The sequence below is a fragment of the Erwinia sp. genome (genome assembly GCF_049696395.1).
Classification (GTDB): Bacteria; Pseudomonadota; Gammaproteobacteria; order Enterobacterales; family Enterobacteriaceae; genus Erwinia.
On sequence record NZ_JBAVTT010000007.1, the window covers coordinates 1 to 16906 of the forward strand.

Here is a 16906-nt window from a genome sequence, read left to right on the forward strand (position 1 = left end):
AATATCCAGACCGGCTACAGCAGGCGCTGGGTTAAGGATCACTTTAATGCCGTGCTCTCGGGCAAAATCGATGGCGTAATAGACCGTTGGCAGCGGGATTTCCAGCTGCAACACCATCAGACGACAACGTTTGAGATCTTCCGCCGCCGCATCAATATCCGCCGGAGAAAGGTGCGCATTCGCTCCTTTGATGATCAGGATGCGGTTTTGCGACTGGTCATCGACAAAGATCGGTGCAACGCCGCTGGAGGTTCCCGCCGCCACGGTGACGTGGTGCGTGTCTACACCAAACCTCTGCAAATTCTTCACCGTGTTGCCCGCAAACAGATCTTCGCCCACTTTGCTGACCATCATCACGTCTGCACCCAGCTTCGCCGCCGCAACGGCCTGGTTCGCCCCTTTGCCGCCGCAGCCCAGAGCAAAATCCGGGGCTTCTAAGGTCTCACCGGCTTTTGGCAGGCTGTTGGTGTAAGTGATCAGGTCGACCATATTTGAGCCGATGACGGCAATGTCCATGCTGTAATCCCCGTGTAAATTTCCATCATTAAATGTTGTAGAAATAACAATAACAATCATCGAGTGTTATTTTTGTGACACCCGTCTCAGCCTGAAAATCCCGCGCATAAGACGTTAATTGCCGATTGACGCCAGAACGAAAATGTTATTATTTTAACAAACACACCTAATCCGCTGAGGAGCTTCCCGTGCAAAACCCGGACTATGCCCGTTACATCGACCACACCCTGCTGGCGGCGAATGCCACCGTGCAACAAATCGCCACGCTGTGTGACGAAGCCATCACCCACCGCTTCTACGCTGTCTGCGTGAATTCTGGTTATGTGCCGCTAGTGGCGGAGAAGCTTGCGGGAAGTGAGGTAAAAGTCTGTTCTGTCATCGGTTTTCCTCTCGGAGCCGGATTGACCAGTGCCAAAGCTTTCGAAGCGAAGGCCGCCATTGAGGCGGGCGCAGAAGAGATTGATATGGTGATTAACGTTGGCTGGCTGCAAAGCGGTGAGGTTAAGGCTGTCACGGCCGATATTCAGGCGGTGCGCGAGGTTTGCGGCCCGATCCCATTGAAGGTAATATTAGAGACCTGCCTGCTTAACGATGCGCAAATCATTCAAATCTGTGAAATTTGTCGTGAACTTAAGGTCGCCTTTGTCAAAACGTCCACCGGTTTCAGTACCGGCGGTGCGCGTGAAGAGCACGTCCGTTTGATGCATGAAACCGCAGGCCCTGAAGTGGCGGTGAAAGCCTCCGGCGCGGTACGCGACCGACAGACGGCAGACATCATGATCCAGGCAGGTGCCAGCCGTATCGGGACCAGCTCCGGCGTCGCCATCGTTAAAGGCAGCGCAGCCGGCGAGGGATATTAACCGTATTATCAGGAGTAACTGACCATGGAAACCCGCCGCGACGAGCGCGTAAACAAGCTGGCATCTGCGCTTAAGCGAACCGATAAAATCCACCTCAGAGAGGCGGCGCGCCTGTTGGGCGTTTCCGAGATGACCATCCGCCGGGATCTCAACGAACAGCCTTCGGTGGTGGTGTTATTGGGGGGCTACATTGTCAGCGATCCGAAGAGCAATCAGGGCCACTACTTTGTCACCGATCAGCAGGCGCATAACGTCGAGAAAAAGCGGCGTCTGGGCCAGCTGGCGGCTTCATTGATTGAACCTGGCGATACGGTATTTTTTGACTGCGGCACCACAATGCCGTGGATTGTTGATGCCATTGATAATGAGCTGACGTTTACCGCCATTTGCTGTGCAATGAACACCTTCCTGGCATTGAAGGAGAAACCGGCCTGTCAGGTGATCCTGAACGGCGGCGAGTTTCATGCGGACAATGCCATCTTCACGCCGTTGGGCCACGGATCGGTGATGGACAGCCTTTGTCCGGGTAAAGCATTTATCTCTGCGGCCGGCATCGATGCTGCGCAAGGCGCGACCTGCTACAACCTGAACGAGTTGCCGATGAAGCATCAGGCGATGCAGCGTGCCAGCCACAAGATCCTGGTGGCTGACAGCAGCAAGTTTGGCAAAGTGCTGCCAGCCCGCATCGGCGAACTCAGTGCTTTTGAGACGCTGGTCAGCGACGAAGCACCGCCGAAAGAGCTGGCGCAGAAGCTAAAATTGCTTGGCATCGACGTGCTGGTCGGACAGAAAGCGCGTTAAGCCCAGCGATTCAGGATCTCTTCGCCATCGCGCAGGCGACGAAGGTTTTCACACACGCCCGCCACGTTGCCGTTCAATGAGTTATCCGTTACGCCACCAATGTGTGGCGTGGCGATGACGTTGTACTGAAACAGCGAATCATCCGGCTCTGGCGGCTCCTGCCAGAACACATCCAGCCCGGCTCCCGCAAGATGGTTCACTTCCAGCGCAGCCAGCAACGCCTGCTTTTCAATTAATCCGCCTCGCCCCAGATTAATCAGGAAACTGCCCGACTTCATCTGCGCCAGCGCCGTTTCATCAATGATATTTCGGGTATCCGCATTGTCCGGCAGGCTGAGGATCACAAAGTCCGCATCGTTCAGCAGAGCGGGCAGGTGCTCCATATTGCCCAGCCAGTCCAGCTGATGCTCTTTGGCAAAGGCCTGATCGGCTGTCCTTTTCACGCCGATCAGACGTACGCCAAACGGCACCAGTCTTTTCGCCAGCGCTTTACCAATGCCGCCCAGCCCAACCAGCCCCACGGTTTTGCCCATCAGCCCCATGCCCACAGGCAGGCCAAGCTGACGAGTGGCAATCATCTCAGGGATCTCACTGGCTTTACGCGCCAGGCCAATCATCATCCAGATCCCCAATTCGGCGACCGAATCGGCATTACCTGAGGTGTCCGATGGCACATTAGCCACCTGAATGCCCTGCGCTTTGGCGCTGGCAAGATCGACACCTTCAAGTCCCGCACCCGCCTGCTGAATCAACTTGAGCTTGTCTGCCGTCTTCAGCAGTTCAGGCGTCACCTTCGCCATACCGGGGATTAGCGCATCGTAGCCGGCCAGGCTTTCAGCGGCGTGGCCTGCTGAAGCGGTAAAATCGACGTCAGGCAAGGTGTTACGGAACTGCTGGATCATGCCGCCCCAGGCGTTCTCTTCCGCCGCGATCAGAACTTTCATCGTTATCTCCCTGCTTTGTAAGGCAAAAAAACAGCATAAAGCGCTCAGTTCAAAAATCAAACACTAATCACCAGATCACTTTACTCGGCAAAATAATGTGAGTGTCAGGACGGCGGCAAGCAAGTGCATCCTCAAGAGTTTACTTTAGTGAGTCACTGGGCAGCCAACGCCCCTGACACTCGAAATATGCAGGAGACTGTGATTACCACCTGAAACCAGCTAAACTTCCCGGTCTGAGTGGGCATCTGCTGCCCCAATAAACACACAGACACCAAGAGGCTCATCCTACGTGGCTCAATTCGTCTATAGCATGCATCGCGTCGGCAAAGTGGTTCCGCCGAAGCGTCACATTCTGAAAAATATCTCCCTTAGCTTCTTCCCAGGCGCCAAAATCGGCGTACTCGGTCTGAATGGCTCGGGTAAATCCACCCTGCTGCGCATCATGGCCGGTATCGATAAAGATATCGAAGGGGAAGCACGCCCACAGCCAGGCCTGAAAATCGGTTACCTGCCGCAGGAACCGCAGCTGAACATGGAACACACCGTTCGCGAATCCGTTGAGGAAGCGCTGGCGGAAGTCGTAGGCGCGTTGAAGCGTCTGGACGAAGTCTACGCTCTGTATGCGGAAGAAGACGCTGACTTCGACAAGCTGGCCGCTGAACAGGGCAAACTGGAAGAGATCATCCAGGCGCACGACGGCCACAACCTGAATACCCAGCTGGAGCGTGCTGCCGATGCGCTGCGCCTGCCAGAGTGGGATGCAAAAGTCGCTACGCTGTCCGGTGGTGAACGCCGCCGTGTAGCCCTGTGCCGCCTGCTGCTGGAAAAACCAGACATGCTGCTGCTGGACGAACCAACTAACCACCTGGATGCTGAATCCGTGGCGTGGCTGGAACGTTTCCTGCACGACTTCGAAGGAACCGTAGTGGCGATTACCCACGACCGTTACTTCCTGGACAACGTAGCTGGCTGGATCCTGGAGCTGGACCGTGGTGAAGGGATCCCATGGGAAGGTAACTACTCTTCCTGGCTGGAGCAGAAAGATGCCCGTCTGGCGCAGGAAGCCTCTTCAGAAGCGGCCCGTCGTAAATCCATTGAGAAAGAGCTGGAGTGGGTTCGTCAGGGCGCTAAAGGCCGTCAGTCTAAGGGCAAAGCCCGTCTGGCCCGTTTTGAAGAGCTGAACAGCACCGATTACCAGAAGCGTAACGAAACCAACGAACTGTTTATCCCACCGGGCGCTCGCCTGGGCGATAAAGTGGTGGAAGTCACCCATCTGCGTAAGTCTTACGGCGATCGCCTGCTGATTGATGACCTGACCTTCTCGGTGCCGAAAGGCGCCATCGTTGGGATCATCGGTCCGAACGGCGCCGGTAAATCTACCCTGTTCCGCATGATGTCTGGTCAGGAAGAGCCAGATTCAGGCAGCATCGTACTGGGTGATACCGTTAAGCTGGCCTCTGTCGATCAGTTCCGCGACAGCATGGACAACAGCAAAACCGTGTGGGAAGAAGTCTCCGGCGGGCAGGATATTATGCGTGTTGGTAACACCGAGATGCCAAGCCGTGCCTACGTTGGCCGCTTTAACTTCAAAGGTGTTGATCAGGGCAAACGCGTTGGCGAGCTGTCCGGTGGTGAGCGTGGCCGTCTGCATCTGGCTAAGCTGCTGCAGGTTGGCGGCAACATGTTACTGCTCGATGAACCAACCAACGACCTGGACATTGAAACCCTGCGCGCGCTGGAAAACGCCCTGCTGGAGTTCCCAGGCTGCGCGATGGTTATCTCGCATGACCGTTGGTTCCTTGACCGTATTGCCACCCACATCCTTGATTACCAGGATGAAGGCAACATCGAGTTCTTCGAAGGTAACTTTACCGAATACGAAGAGTACAAGAAGCGGACGCTGGGCGCAGAAGCGCTGGAGCCAAAACGCATCAAGTACAAGCGTATGACCAAGTAATCTTCAGAGGGCGAAGCGATTCGCCCTCTGCGTTGCTTCAGCGGGACGATCTCTTCGTCCCCTGCTTCCCCGACCGGCTTCGTTACTGATAAAACTCCCGTAAGACCGGCGACTGCAAGGCGTAATCAATAAAGCGCGCGACCGCTGGCGAATTGAGTTTACGGCTTGGATAGACCAGCCAGAGTTCATTGCCTTCGACCTGCCATTCCGGCAACACCTGAACTAATCCCCCGCCCGGCAGACTATCCTGCGTCAAAAAGCGCGGCAGTAGCGTTATTCCTGCCCCACTCAACGCGCATTCGCGGGCATAAACCAGGTTATCGGTCATATGCGTTGGCGGCAGCAACCAGCGGTAATACTCTTCGCCCCGGTTCAGTAGCCATTCGCTCCACGCCCGATGCGCAATGCAGCGGTGTTCAGCCAGTTGCTGTGGGTGAGTGATCTCGTCGTAGTGCTCAAGATAGCCTTCAGAGGCCACCAGCAGACGCTCGCAATAGCCAATGCGCCGCCCAATCAGCGAAGAGTCCTGCGGCTGCCCGGTGCGCAGCGCCACGTCATAACCTTCCAGCACGATATCCCGCACCTCATCGGACACCGAAACGTCCAGCGTCACATCCGGGTATTCCTGTTGGAAAGCCGCGTTTAAACGCGCCAGCAGAGTAGCCCCTATCCCCGCAGGTGAGGTGATGCGCAATCGTCCGCTGGGATTATCCCTCAGACGTTCGATGGCCCTGTTGGCGCGCTCGCTGGCCTGCATCATCTCCTGACAATGCACCAGGTAACGCTCCCCGGCAAACGTCAGGTTAAGTTGTCTGGTGGTGCGGTTAATCAGCCGCAGCCCCAAAGCCTGCTCAAGCTGACTGATGCGCTGACTGACGCTGGATTTCGGCAATCCCGCCTTTTTGGCCGCCCCGGTAAAGCTGCCGCATTCGGCCACCAGGGCAAACAGGGCCATATCCTGCAGCTGTTTAAACATAATTGTTCACCTGAAACGAACACTTCGTTAGATATTGTGCGGCTTATCATTAGCCTGCTGAGGTTCTACACTGAATAACACACCTTAAAGGAGATGCGCTATGACAATCAAAGCGATTGCTATCAATCCAGAAAAACCGCAGCAGTTTATCGAAATCGAAGCGGAGAAACCGACTCCGGGAGACTATGATCTGCTGGTCGAGGTGAAAGCCGCTTCGGTCAATCCGGTGGACACCAAAGTGCATAAAGGCGCACAAAAAAATGGCCTCCAGCATCCACGTATTCTGGGCTGGGATGCCAGCGGCGTGGTGCTGGAAGTGGGCAGCAAAGTCACGGGATTCAAAGCCGGTGACGAAGTGTATTACGCTGGCGACATCACTCGTCCGGGCAGCAACACCACCCATCAACTGATCGACGCACGCATTACCGGCCACAAGCCGACGTCCTTAGACTGGGCTGAATCGGCAGCGATCCCACTGACTGCGCTGACGGCGTGGGAAGGTCTGTTCGATCGCCTGCAGCTGGATAAGGCCGAAGAAGGGAAAACACTGCTGGTTGTTGGCGGTGCTGGCGGCGTCGGCTCACTGGCAATCCCCTTTGCCAAACTGCACAGCAAGGTGAAAGTGATTGCTACCGCTTCCCGCCCGGACTCGGTGCAATGGTGTAAAGATCGCGGGGCCGACCTGGTGATCAACTACAAGGATATGGTGGGTGAGCTGGAGAAACACGGCCTGAAGCAGGTGGATTATATTTTCTGCCTGAATGACACCGACGGCCACTGGGAAACGATGGCTGAGCTGATTGCGCCGCAGGGACATATCTGCACCATCGTGGAGAACGAAAAACCGTTGGAGATGAACCAGCTGAAGCTGAAAAGCGCGGCGCTGCATTTTGAATTTATGTACACCCGCAGCATGTTCACCACGCCGGATATCGCCCGTCAGGGAGAAATTCTGGATGCCACCGCGAAACTGCTGGATGCCGGCAAGGTGAGCAGCTCACTGAGCAAAACGCTGCACGGCCTGAGTGTGGAAACCCTGACAGAAGCACACCAACTGGTGCTGGAAGGCCACATGCGCGGCAAAGTGGTGATGGTTTACTAGTTTTTGCAGGGCGGAATACCTTCCGCCCTGCTGAGCAATGGCCTCGTTGATGCGCTAAGACCCCAGCATCTCCTTGACCAGCTCCACGCAGCGCAGGAAGCGCTCATCGTAGCCATCCTGCTCAACGTGCACATAGTTAATGTTGTTCTCTTCCAGCATCGAGACCAGCAGCGTCTGAAACTCTTTGCGATCCACCGAACTGCCCAGGCTGCGTAAGCCGTCGGCTACCCACGGCACGTTATTCTCGACCAGGATGACCAGGTCAAAGCGATACTCATCGATCAATGCCTGCACAAACGGGTGCTCACGCCCTTCGTATTTCTTACAGAACGCCTGAGTAGTGACAAAATCAGTGTCGATAAAGGCCACTTTGTTGGCGTACTTCACCGCAAAATCGATGTACTGCGCCTGCCCGAGCGCGATCTTGTCGTAGTCGGAATACTGCAACGCCATCTCATCGCCCCCCAAATGGGAGAAGACATAGTCGCGGCCAAATTCCCACGCACTGGTGGTGTTGAAGATGTTCGCCAGCTTGTTGACCAACGTGGATTTCCCGCTGGATTCACCGCCCAGAATCGCCACCGTACGCACAAAGAACGGTTTCACTTCGGTAGGAATATATTCCCAGTAGCGGAACGGATCGTGACGAATTTGCGCGCCGCTGATGCTCATAAACGATCGTTTAGGATCGATCACCACCGCTTCAATGCCCAGATGCTCCTGATACTGCGGCGCATCGAACTCCTCGCTGGTATAAACCCGGTTCGGCACAATGCCGTGGTTTTCCATAAAGTCATTGATGCCCCGGCTCCAGACATCCCAGCCGTGGGGATAGGGCTCCATCCCTTCCTCGTTGAACGAGTGAATGCGGATGTTTTTCTGGTATTTGAAGGTTTGCAGCAGCCAGCGCAGGCGATCGCTCACCGTGGGCTGTTGCGACATGGCGCTGGCTTCAAACAGCTGAAGGTCTCGCGGCTCGTCGTAACCCATGATGATATGCAGTTCGTCTACCTGACTACAGGCGCGCTGGATCAGGTAAATATGGCCGGTATGCAGCGGGTAAAATTTGCCGAACACCACGCCGATGGTTTTTTCCCGGCGCGGAAACTCCAGTCCCAGAAAACGGTGCAGCGCTTCCAGCTTCTGCGCGCTGGGGCTTTTGATTTTGGCGTTAAGCAGTTGGCTGAGATAGCCTTTGGTCATGCCACTGGCATCCGCCACCTGCTGCAGCGTGCAGCCCTGCTGGCGAATGGCGGTTTTCAAATAATCAAATGCTGACATCTATGCCTCCTGCGTTATAAATCCTCAAGGATCGCCAGCGCATCCGCCAGCTTCTTCACGCCATACACTTTCATATTTTCCGGCGGCTTTTTCGGCACGTTAGCAGCAGGCACGATAGCACGACGGAAACCGTGCTTGGCCGCCTCTGAGATCCGCTCCTGGCCGCTTGGCACCGGGCGAATTTCACCCGCCAGACCCACCTCACCAAACACCACTAAATCCTGAGGTAAAGGACGGTCGCGCAGGCTGGAGACCATCGACAACATCAGCGCTAAATCGGCGCTGGTTTCCGTCACCTTCACGCCGCCAACCACGTTGACGAACACGTCCTGATCGGCCATCTGCAAACCGCCATGGCGATGCAGCACCGCCAGCAAAATCGCCAGACGGTTCTGCTCAAGCCCAACGGCGACACGCCTTGGGTTGCCCATCATCGAATGGTCCACCAGCGCCTGAATCTCTACCAGCAGCGGACGCGTTCCTTCCCACAGCACCATCACTGAGCTGCCGGAAGTCACTTCTTCTCCCCTGCTGAGGAAAATGGCGGAAGGGTTGCTGACTTCCCGCAGCCCTTGCTCGGTCATGGCGAACACGCCCAGTTCGTTAACCGCACCGAAGCGGTTTTTGTGGCTGCGCAGCGTGCGAAAACGCGAGTCCGCATCGCCATCCAGCAACACCGAACAGTCGATACAGTGTTCGAGCACTTTGGGTCCGGCCAGCGATCCATCTTTGGTCACGTGGCCGACCATCACGATAGCCACGCCACGGGTTTTGGCAAAACGGGTGAGATAAGCGGCGGTTTCACGCACCTGCGCCACGCTGCCTGGCGAAGACTGAATATCCGCCATGTGCATCACCTGGATCGAGTCGATCACCATCAACCGGGGTTGTTCCTGCTCGGCAATCAGGCAGATCTGCTCGATGCTGGTTTCCGACAGCATGTTGAGGTTTTCGGTAGGCAGCCCCAAACGGTGGGCACGCATCGCCACCTGCTGCAAAGACTCTTCGCCGGTCACATACAGAGTTTTCATGCCCTCAGCCAGCTTGCACAGGGTTTGCAGCAGCAGCGTACTTTTCCCGGCACCGGGACTTCCGCCGATCAGAATGGCGCTGCCAGGCACCACTCCGCCGCCCAGCACCCGATCAAACTCTTTGAAGCCGGTTGAGAAGCGCGGTAACGCCTCAAGGCTGATCTCAGAGAGCTTCTGCACGCGGCTTGGGCCAGCGCTGCCTGCGCCAGCGTAGCCGGACAGGCGCTCGTTACGTGCCACGGTAGGCGAAGCAGCCAGACGCACTTCAGTGATGGTGTTCCAGGCCTGGCAGGCGCTACATTGCCCCTGCCAGCGAGGATAATCGGCGCCGCATTCATTACAAACAAAGGCGCGCTTTACCGCTTTGGCCAAATCTACCCCTTAACGCTCTTCATGGATCAGGCTGCCGCTGAGAATACAGAGCACGCCCATTAAATCCGCATGACGGATGATCACTTCAGTCTGCTCATTCACTGTAGGCTTGGCGTGATAGGCAATGCCCAGCGCGGACGCTTTAATCATCAGCAGGTCGTTTGCACCATCGCCAATAGCCACAGTCTGCTCTGGCGCAATCTCGAAACGCTCAGCCAGCTTTAGCAACGTATCGGCTTTGTATTTCGCATCAACAATGTCGCCCAGCACTTCACCGGTCAGTTTGCCATCACGAATTTCCAGCACATTGGCGACAATCGCAGACAGACGCAGCTTATCGCGAAGGTACTCAGCAAAATAGGTAAAGCCGCCAGAAGCAATGGCTACATGCCAGCCCAACGCCTGCAACTGCTGTACCATCTCAGTCAGGCCTGGCATCAGCGGCAGTTCATCACGCACTGTCTTTAAAATATTGGCATCGGCATCTTTCAGGGTTGCCACGCGCTGACGAAGACTGGCAGCGAAATCCAGCTCGCCACGCATCGCCCGCTCGGTCACTTCGGCCACCTTTTCACCGCAGCCAGCCAGTTTGGCGATTTCATCAATGCACTCCACTTCTATTGCCGTAGAGTCCATATCCATCACCAGCAGACCTGGGGTTTTCAGGTGCGGGATTTTCCCCAGCGGCGCAACATCCAGACCGGCATCGTGAGCCAGTTGCGTAGCGCGAGGAGTAAGCGAACCGGCCAGCCGGACGACATGATAATCCGCCACGCGCCAGGCGCTGACAATGACCATTGCCGCCCCCAACTGATGCTGCAGATGCGTCAGGCTGTCTTTGTTCACATCGCGGCCATACAGAAGCCAGCCGGTACGGCCAGCGCGGTAATCCAGCGGCATCACTTCATCGCCACTGAGAGAAAGAGGTAAACCCGGCCAGAGAGAGACATCAGATGGCAGGTCGCACCAGGTCAGACTATTTGGCATTACAGCTCCTGAAAGGACATTTTAACCACGCAAGAGGCTACCCTGTCAGCCCCGCTTCTGGCAACATAAAGCATCGATACGAACGCTGGTTCGTACATAAAGTGTGAAGGTTACAGATGGCAAAAGCCAAACTTAAATTTCGTCTGCATCGCACAGCAATCGTGCTGATCTGCCTGACCTTACTGGTGGTGCTGATGCAGGGTGCTTCGTGGTTCAGTCTGAGCCACCAGATGGCACGCTCCGAACAGGTGGATGAACTGGCCCGCACGCTCACGCGGCAGGTAGCCTTCAGCCTGACGCCGCTGATGGAAAACAGCGACGACAACCACCAGCAGATTGTTGATATCCTGGGACAGCTAACCCAAGAGAGCCGCATCCTGGATGCGTCTGTATACGACGACGACGGCACGTTACTGGCCCACAGCGGCGAAACGATTAACGTGCGCGACCGCCTGGCGCTGGACGGCCAACGTGCTGGCAGTTACTTCAACCACCAGCTGGTGCAGTCTCTGGACAGCTCTGAAGGCCCTCGCGGCTTCCTGCGCATCACGCTGGATACTCACGTGTTGGTGACCGAATCCAAGCAGGTGGATAACACCACTAACATCCTGCGCCTGATGATGCTGCTGGCGCTGGCTATCGGGATCATCCTCAGCCGTACTCTGCTGCGCGACCGCCGGACACGCTGGCAACAATCTCCGTTCCTGCTTACCGCTAACAATCCGGTGAAGGAAGATGACGACGACACCAGTGATGAGGCTACGCCACAGGCTGAAAAGCCTTAATCAGGCCATGCGGGCGAGTTGAGGCTCAAGCATTTTGAGCCTTTGTAGCATCTGCTGCGCAATCCGCCGGAAATCCTCACTCCAGACCGTATCGTTAATAATGGCCTGCCAGTAACGTTCGGCCAGGGTTAACGCTTGCTGCCAGACCACGCGCCCCACCCTGCTATCCAGCTCAATGGCTGGCGGCTCTGTACGCATATAACCAGCACTGTTAGGGGCAAAGCTCATTGGCAGCATATCGTAGGCTGGCGTCAACGTCAGCGCCGCTGAGGTGAGGAAAAAGGCCAGATTGCCAGCATGCATATCCCCGTTTGCTATCAACTTGCCAAAGGCCCATTGCAGCGTCCCGCGTTCGGCATCTGCCGTGGCGATCTTTTTCTGGCTTAACAGCGCGCTCAGTGCCTGCGGCCAGCGAGAGTAATGCCCGGTAAACTCTGCCTGGACTGACTCCAGCGAAACCATGCTACGTCGCCCCCGTTCACCCAGCCGATCAAACCTGACCACCTCAAGAAACAGCTGCTCTTCCGGACCGGCCAGGATACTGGCTTTCGCAGCTGACACCCCTTCCTCTCTCAGGACTTGCAATGCCAACGCCTCCGCCCGCAGCAGGTCACACCAACGCTGGCTGTTTTCATTGCGCCGTGCGGGCGTGAACTTCACCAGCACATGGGCAGCCTCTTTCTCCGCCAACTGAGCGTAACAGGCAAATTTAGGCTGCTCGCCGCCCGCCGAAGAACCCACTTCTTCTCCTGCCAGCACACGTTGCGCCAGTTCAGGGTACTGAGCCGGTTTATCTTCCAGCGAAATCAGTTTGGGCGCAGGCTGCTGGATCCACTGTTGATAGCTCTCACGACCAATCAACCAACTCCCTGAGATATCGCTCCCCCTGGCTGTCAGTGCAAGCAGGTTGTGATCATCATTCCACTGCCGGATATCTTCTGGCAACCCAAGTTGTAGCGCGCACTCTCGCCCCCACGCACGGCCAAGAAAACCCTGCGGGCGCATATCGCTGAGATACCAGGGCAATCCCGCATAATGTTGCCAGTGGCCCTGAGCGTCTTCAACGAGGTAACTGCCCGCGGGCCAGACACTGAACAGCTGCCCAGCTTGTCGGGAATGCCCTTGCTCATCAATGTGCCAAAGAGGAAAGCCACTCTCCTCACGCAAAGGACGAAGCAACGCATAACGTGTGGCTCTTGCCCGACCATACTTCATCACTTGCGGATGAGCAGCAATCAGGCGTGAAAGCGTGGCCTGGCTGATCGCCAGACGGGCTGTCAATGTTGCCGCATCCAGCGGCCCCTGCAGAAGGAGCGTCGTTAAATCAGCCATAATGAATAGATTCGTGAATAGATACTTGAATAGATAATTAGCACTTAATCAGCTGAAAATAAATGAATAAATCAATAAGGAAATAAATATTGGCAGGGAATGATGAATAGATACCATTTTGATGGTAGCGCTGAAAAAGTTGAACCGAGGGCAGGACTATTGTGGGATCATTAACTTAACAGCTGGCCGGGAGCCCGGCCAGCAGGACTGCACTAAATCAGGCTTCTTTGTCGCCCAGCAGCACAGACTCCAGCGCGATAACAATCATCTCGCTGAAGGTGGTCTGGCGCTCAGCCGCTGTGGTCTGCTCACCGCTGCGGATGTGGTCAGAAACGGTACAGATTGCCAGGGCTTTCGCGCCGAACTCTGCAGCCACGCCGTAGATACCGGCGGCTTCCATTTCCACGCCCAGGATGCCGTACTTCTCCATCACGTCAAACATCTGCGGGTCTGGCGTATAGAACAGGTCTGCAGAGAAGATGTTGCCTACGCGAGCATTAACGCCCAGCGTTTTGGCGGCATCCACTGCGTTACGCACCATATCGAAATCCGCAATCGCAGCGAAGTCGTGATCTTTAAAACGCATCCGGTTCACTTTGGAATCGGTTGAAGCGCCCATGCCGATCACCACGTCACGCAGCTTCACGTCAGAGCGCACAGCGCCGCACGAACCCACACGAATGATCTTCTTCACGCCGAAATCTGTGATCAGCTCTTTCGCATAAATTGAGCAGGAAGGAATGCCCATTCCGTGGCCCATCACCGAGATTTTACGGCCTTTATAGGTGCCGGTGTAACCCAGCATGCCACGCACGTTGTTCACTTCTACCGCGTCCTGCAGGAAGGTTTCCGCAATGTGTTTTGCGCGCAGCGGATCGCCCGGCATCAGAACCACGTCAGCGAAATCACCCATTTCTGCATTAATATGAGGGGTAGCCATTTTTCATCCTTTTTCAGTCTGGCCAGCGCCTTAGCGCCGGTCGTTTAGGTTGCGCAGATTACAGCATGGATTTGCCGTATTCCATATCGGAAAGGCCAAAATAGTTCGCTACCGTCTGGCCGATATCGGCGAAGGTCTCGCGATGGCCTAACGAGCCTGGCTTCACGCCTGGGCCATAAATCAATACCGGGATATGCTCGCGGGTATGTTCGGTGCCTTCCCAGCTTGGGTCGCAACCGTGGTCAGCGGTGAGGATCAGGATATCGCCCTCTTGCACCAGCGCCATCAGCTCCGGCAGGCGGCGGTCGAACAACTCCAGGCCGCCAGCGTAGCCAGGGATATCACGGCGATGTCCCCAGGTTGAGTCAAAGTCGACAAAGTTAGTGAAAACGATGCTGTTATCCGGCGCGATTTTCATCTCTGCCACGGTGGCGTCAAACAGCGCATCCAGCCCGGTCGCCTTCACTTTTTTGGTGATGCCGACGTGCGCGTAGATATCCGCAATTTTACCGACAGAAATCACCTGACCGTTCTGCTCATCCACCAGTTTTTTCAGGATGGTAGGCGCAGGAGGTTCAACCGCCAGATCGTGCCGGTTACCGGTACGTTCGAAGTTTCCAGGCTTGTCGCCTACAAACGGACGAGCGATCACGCGGCCAATGTTGTAGCCACCTTCGGTTAACGCTTCACGCGCGATTTCACACAGCGCGTATAAACGATCCAGTCCGAAGGTCTCTTCATGGCAGGCAATCTGGAACACTGAGTCAGCCGAGGTATAGAAAATCGGTTTGCCGGTCTTCATATGCTCTTCGCCCAGCTGATCCAGGATTACCGTGCCTGACGAGTGGCAGTTGCCCAGATAGCCTGGCAAATCAGCCTTCTCGACCAGCAGATCCAGCAGCTCCTGCGGGAAACTGTTCTCTTTGTCGCTGAAATAGCCCCAGTCAAAGAGCACCGGAACACCGGCGATCTCCCAGTGACCAGAAGGTGTGTCTTTGCCGGAGGAAAGCTCGCTGGCATAGGCGTAAGCGCCAATGATCTCAGCGTTTTTATCCAGGCCCAGCGGGAATTTTCCGGTAGACTCTTCTGCCGCTTTGCCTAAGCCTAAAGCCGTCAGATTCGGCAGGTGCAGCGGGCCTTTACGTCCTTTGTCAGCTTCGCCTTTGAAGCACGCCTCGGCAATGTGGCCGAGCGTATCAGAGCCTTCATCGCCAAACTTGTGGGCATCTTTACTGGAGCCGATCCCGAAGGAATCCAGCACCATGATAAATACACGTTTCATCCTGATCTCCTGCGTCTGTGACGCGCTGAGCGTAAATTTTATCGATCCGAACAGTATGACCCTTATCCACTAATTCTGCGATAGATAACTGGCGTTTCCGCCGGCGCATTTTCGCTTAAGGTCACTGCGCGCTTCACCGCTTCGGCGGCTTCCTGCCACGCTGTTTCCGTTGCCGCGTGGATCACCGCCAGCGGACGTTGGTTGTCTGCCCGGTCACCCAGTTGCGCCATCTCACTGAAACCAACGCTGTAATCCAGCGGATCGCTGGCCTGACGACGCCCCCCGCCCATCGACACCACGGCCATACCTAATGCACGGGTATCCATCGCGCTGATAATGCCAGGTCTGTCGGCATACACCGCCTTGCTGAGCATTGGGGCAGGCAGATATTTATCCATTTTTTCGATAAAGTCTGCCGGGCCTTTTTGCGCCGCAACCATGCGTGCAAACACTTCCGCCGCTTTGCCGTTATCCAGCACCGCCTGCAATTTGGCCGTGGCCTCTTCCGTGTTCGCAGCCAGGCCACCTGAAACCAGCATTTCAGCACTCAATGCCAGCGTCACTTCCAGCAGGCGCGGATTACGGTATTCCCCCGTGAGGAAACGCACGGCTTCCCGCACTTCCAGCGCATTCCCGGCGCTGGAGGCCAGCACCTGATTCATATCGGTTAACAGCGCGGTGGTTTTACATCCCGCCCCATTAGCCACGCCAACAATCGACTGTGCCAGCAGCTCGGACTGTTCAAAGGTTGGCATAAAGGCGCCGGAGCCCACTTTAACGTCCATCACCAGCGCATCCAGACCTTCGGCCAGCTTTTTGGCGAGGATGGACGCGGTGATCAGCGGGATCGAATCCACGGTCGCCGTGATGTCGCGGGTGGCGTAAAAACGTTTATCCGCAGGCGCAAGCGAGTTGGTTTGGCCGATAATCGCCACACCTACGTCTTTAATGATGCGGCGGAAAGTCTCGTCATCCGGGAAGATGTCAAAGCCTGGAATCGCTTCCAGCTTGTCCAGCGTGCCGCCAGTGTGGCCAAGACCCCGGCCCGAAATCATCGGCACATACCCGCCGCAGGCCGCCACCATCGGACCCAGCATCAGCGAAGTCACGTCGCCTACGCCGCCGGTAGAGTGCTTATCCACTATCGGGCCGTTGAGGTTAAGGGACTTCCAGTTCAGCACCGAGCCGGAATCACGCATCGCCATAGTCAGCGCGACCCGCTCCGGCAGCGTCATATCGTGGAAATAGATGGTCATCGCCAGCGCGGCGATTTGCCCTTCAGACACGGTGTTATCGCGCACGCCATTAATAAAGAAGCGGATCTCTTCTTCCGTCAGCGGCTGACCATCTCTTTTTTTACGGATAATTTCTTGTGGCAGGAACACGTTGCCCCCTGGAGGTTGCTGTAATGAGGGCGAACGGATGTTCGCCCTTACGGCTTACACTGACGGGCGATCGATGCCGCCTTTCAGGCTAGTAAGCGGAGTCGCTCTTCGCGCCAGTGTGACCAGCCGCTTCCAGCAGGCTGGCTAACAGGCTTGAAGCGCCAAAGCGGAAGTGACGGGCATCAGCCCAGTCGCTACCCAGAATATCGTCGGCCAGCTTCAGGTAGATCGCCGCATCATCAGCGGTGCGCACGCCGCCAGCCGGCTTGAAGCCAACCTGGTGCTTAACGCCTTTATCAGCAATGACCTGCAGCATAATGGCCGCCACTTCAGGCGTGGCATTGACCGGCACTTT

15 protein-coding genes and 1 pseudogene are annotated in these 16906 nt (G+C 56.1%); 5 read left to right on the plus strand and 11 right to left on the minus strand.

Annotated elements, in window-relative coordinates; genetic code table 11:
• Positions 1–516: PfkB family carbohydrate kinase (locus WCC56_RS00855; RefSeq protein ID WP_424690549.1), on the minus strand; the 516-nt coding region annotated here is incomplete at its 3' end.
• A gap of 188 nt (positions 517–704) precedes the next feature.
• Here WCC56_RS00855 and deoC point away from each other — a divergent pair.
• Complete coding sequence (gene deoC, locus WCC56_RS00860) at positions 705–1376, plus strand: deoxyribose-phosphate aldolase (RefSeq protein ID WP_424690550.1); 672 nt, start codon at positions 705–707, stop codon at positions 1374–1376.
• A 24-nt stretch (positions 1377–1400) separates the two neighbouring features.
• On the plus strand, positions 1401–2177 hold the full coding sequence (gene deoR, locus WCC56_RS00865) for a DNA-binding transcriptional repressor DeoR (protein ID WP_424690551.1): 777 nt from the start codon (positions 1401–1403) through the stop codon (positions 2175–2177).
• Here the strand turns inward: deoR and WCC56_RS00870 are convergent.
• The gene (locus WCC56_RS00870) at positions 2174–3121 is read right to left on the minus strand and encodes a 2-hydroxyacid dehydrogenase (RefSeq protein WP_424690552.1); all 948 of its coding nucleotides are present in this window, start codon (positions 3119–3121) and stop codon (positions 2174–2176) included. The two genes, deoR and WCC56_RS00870, sit on opposite strands and share 4 nt — an antisense overlap.
• 289 nt (positions 3122–3410) lie before the next feature.
• Here WCC56_RS00870 and ettA point away from each other — a divergent pair, with 289 nt between their 5' ends.
• The gene (ettA, locus tag WCC56_RS00875) at positions 3411–5078 is read left to right on the plus strand and encodes an energy-dependent translational throttle protein EttA (RefSeq protein WP_424690553.1); all 1668 of its coding nucleotides are present in this window, start codon (positions 3411–3413) and stop codon (positions 5076–5078) included.
• Between the two features lie 82 nt (positions 5079–5160).
• Here ettA and WCC56_RS00880 read toward each other — a convergent pair whose 3' ends face one another.
• The gene (locus WCC56_RS00880) at positions 5161–6057 is read right to left on the minus strand and encodes a LysR family transcriptional regulator (RefSeq protein ID WP_424690563.1); all 897 of its coding nucleotides are present in this window, start codon (positions 6055–6057) and stop codon (positions 5161–5163) included.
• A gap of 97 nt (positions 6058–6154) precedes the next feature.
• Between WCC56_RS00880 and WCC56_RS00885 the strand changes: the two genes are divergently transcribed.
• The gene (locus WCC56_RS00885) at positions 6155–7156 is read left to right on the plus strand and encodes a zinc-binding alcohol dehydrogenase family protein (RefSeq protein ID WP_424690554.1); all 1002 of its coding nucleotides are present in this window, start codon (positions 6155–6157) and stop codon (positions 7154–7156) included.
• Between the two features lie 54 nt (positions 7157–7210).
• Here WCC56_RS00885 and nadR read toward each other — a convergent pair whose 3' ends face one another.
• Genes nadR through serB form a run of 3 tightly spaced genes read right to left on the minus strand, consistent with a single transcriptional unit; the run spans position 7211 to position 10827 of the window.
• The gene (gene nadR, locus WCC56_RS00890) at positions 7211–8437 is read right to left on the minus strand and encodes a multifunctional transcriptional regulator/nicotinamide-nucleotide adenylyltransferase/ribosylnicotinamide kinase NadR (RefSeq protein ID WP_424690555.1); all 1227 of its coding nucleotides are present in this window, start codon (positions 8435–8437) and stop codon (positions 7211–7213) included.
• A gap of 14 nt (positions 8438–8451) precedes the next feature.
• Entirely contained in the window at positions 8452–9840 is a 1389-nt protein-coding gene (gene radA / locus WCC56_RS00895; RefSeq protein WP_424690556.1) for a DNA repair protein RadA, read from the minus strand.
• Between the two features lie 9 nt (positions 9841–9849).
• Positions 9850–10827: a phosphoserine phosphatase gene (gene serB / locus WCC56_RS00900; RefSeq protein ID WP_424690557.1), complete on the minus strand. Its 978-nt coding sequence runs from the start codon at positions 10825–10827 to the stop codon at positions 9850–9852.
• Positions 10828–10943: 116 nt separating this feature from the next.
• Here serB and WCC56_RS00905 point away from each other — a divergent pair, with 116 nt between their 5' ends.
• Positions 10944–11612 (plus strand): YtjB family periplasmic protein, encoded by a 669-nt coding sequence (locus WCC56_RS00905; RefSeq protein WP_424690558.1) that lies wholly within the window; start codon positions 10944–10946, stop codon positions 11610–11612.
• Here WCC56_RS00905 and yjjJ read toward each other — a convergent pair whose 3' ends face one another.
• The 5 genes and pseudogenes from yjjJ to WCC56_RS00930 form a co-directional block, all read right to left on the minus strand.
• Positions 11613–12944 carry a type II toxin-antitoxin system HipA family toxin YjjJ gene (gene yjjJ, locus WCC56_RS00910; RefSeq protein WP_424690559.1) on the minus strand — a complete coding sequence of 444 codons (1332 nt, stop codon included), beginning with the start codon at positions 12942–12944 and terminating at the stop codon, positions 11613–11615. It lies immediately after the preceding gene.
• A 217-nt stretch (positions 12945–13161) separates the two neighbouring features.
• Complete coding sequence (gene deoD, locus WCC56_RS00915) at positions 13162–13884, minus strand: purine-nucleoside phosphorylase (protein WP_424690560.1); 723 nt, start codon at positions 13882–13884, stop codon at positions 13162–13164.
• 58 nt (positions 13885–13942) lie between these two features.
• Complete coding sequence (gene deoB / locus WCC56_RS00920) at positions 13943–15166, minus strand: phosphopentomutase (RefSeq protein WP_424690561.1); 1224 nt, start codon at positions 15164–15166, stop codon at positions 13943–13945.
• Positions 15167–15228: 62 nt separating this feature from the next.
• Entirely contained in the window at positions 15229–16551 is a 1323-nt protein-coding gene (gene deoA, locus WCC56_RS00925) for a thymidine phosphorylase (RefSeq protein ID WP_424690562.1), read from the minus strand.
• A gap of 88 nt (positions 16552–16639) precedes the next feature.
• Positions 16640–16906: pseudogene (locus WCC56_RS00930) on the minus strand (deoxyribose-phosphate aldolase); the annotation flags it as partial.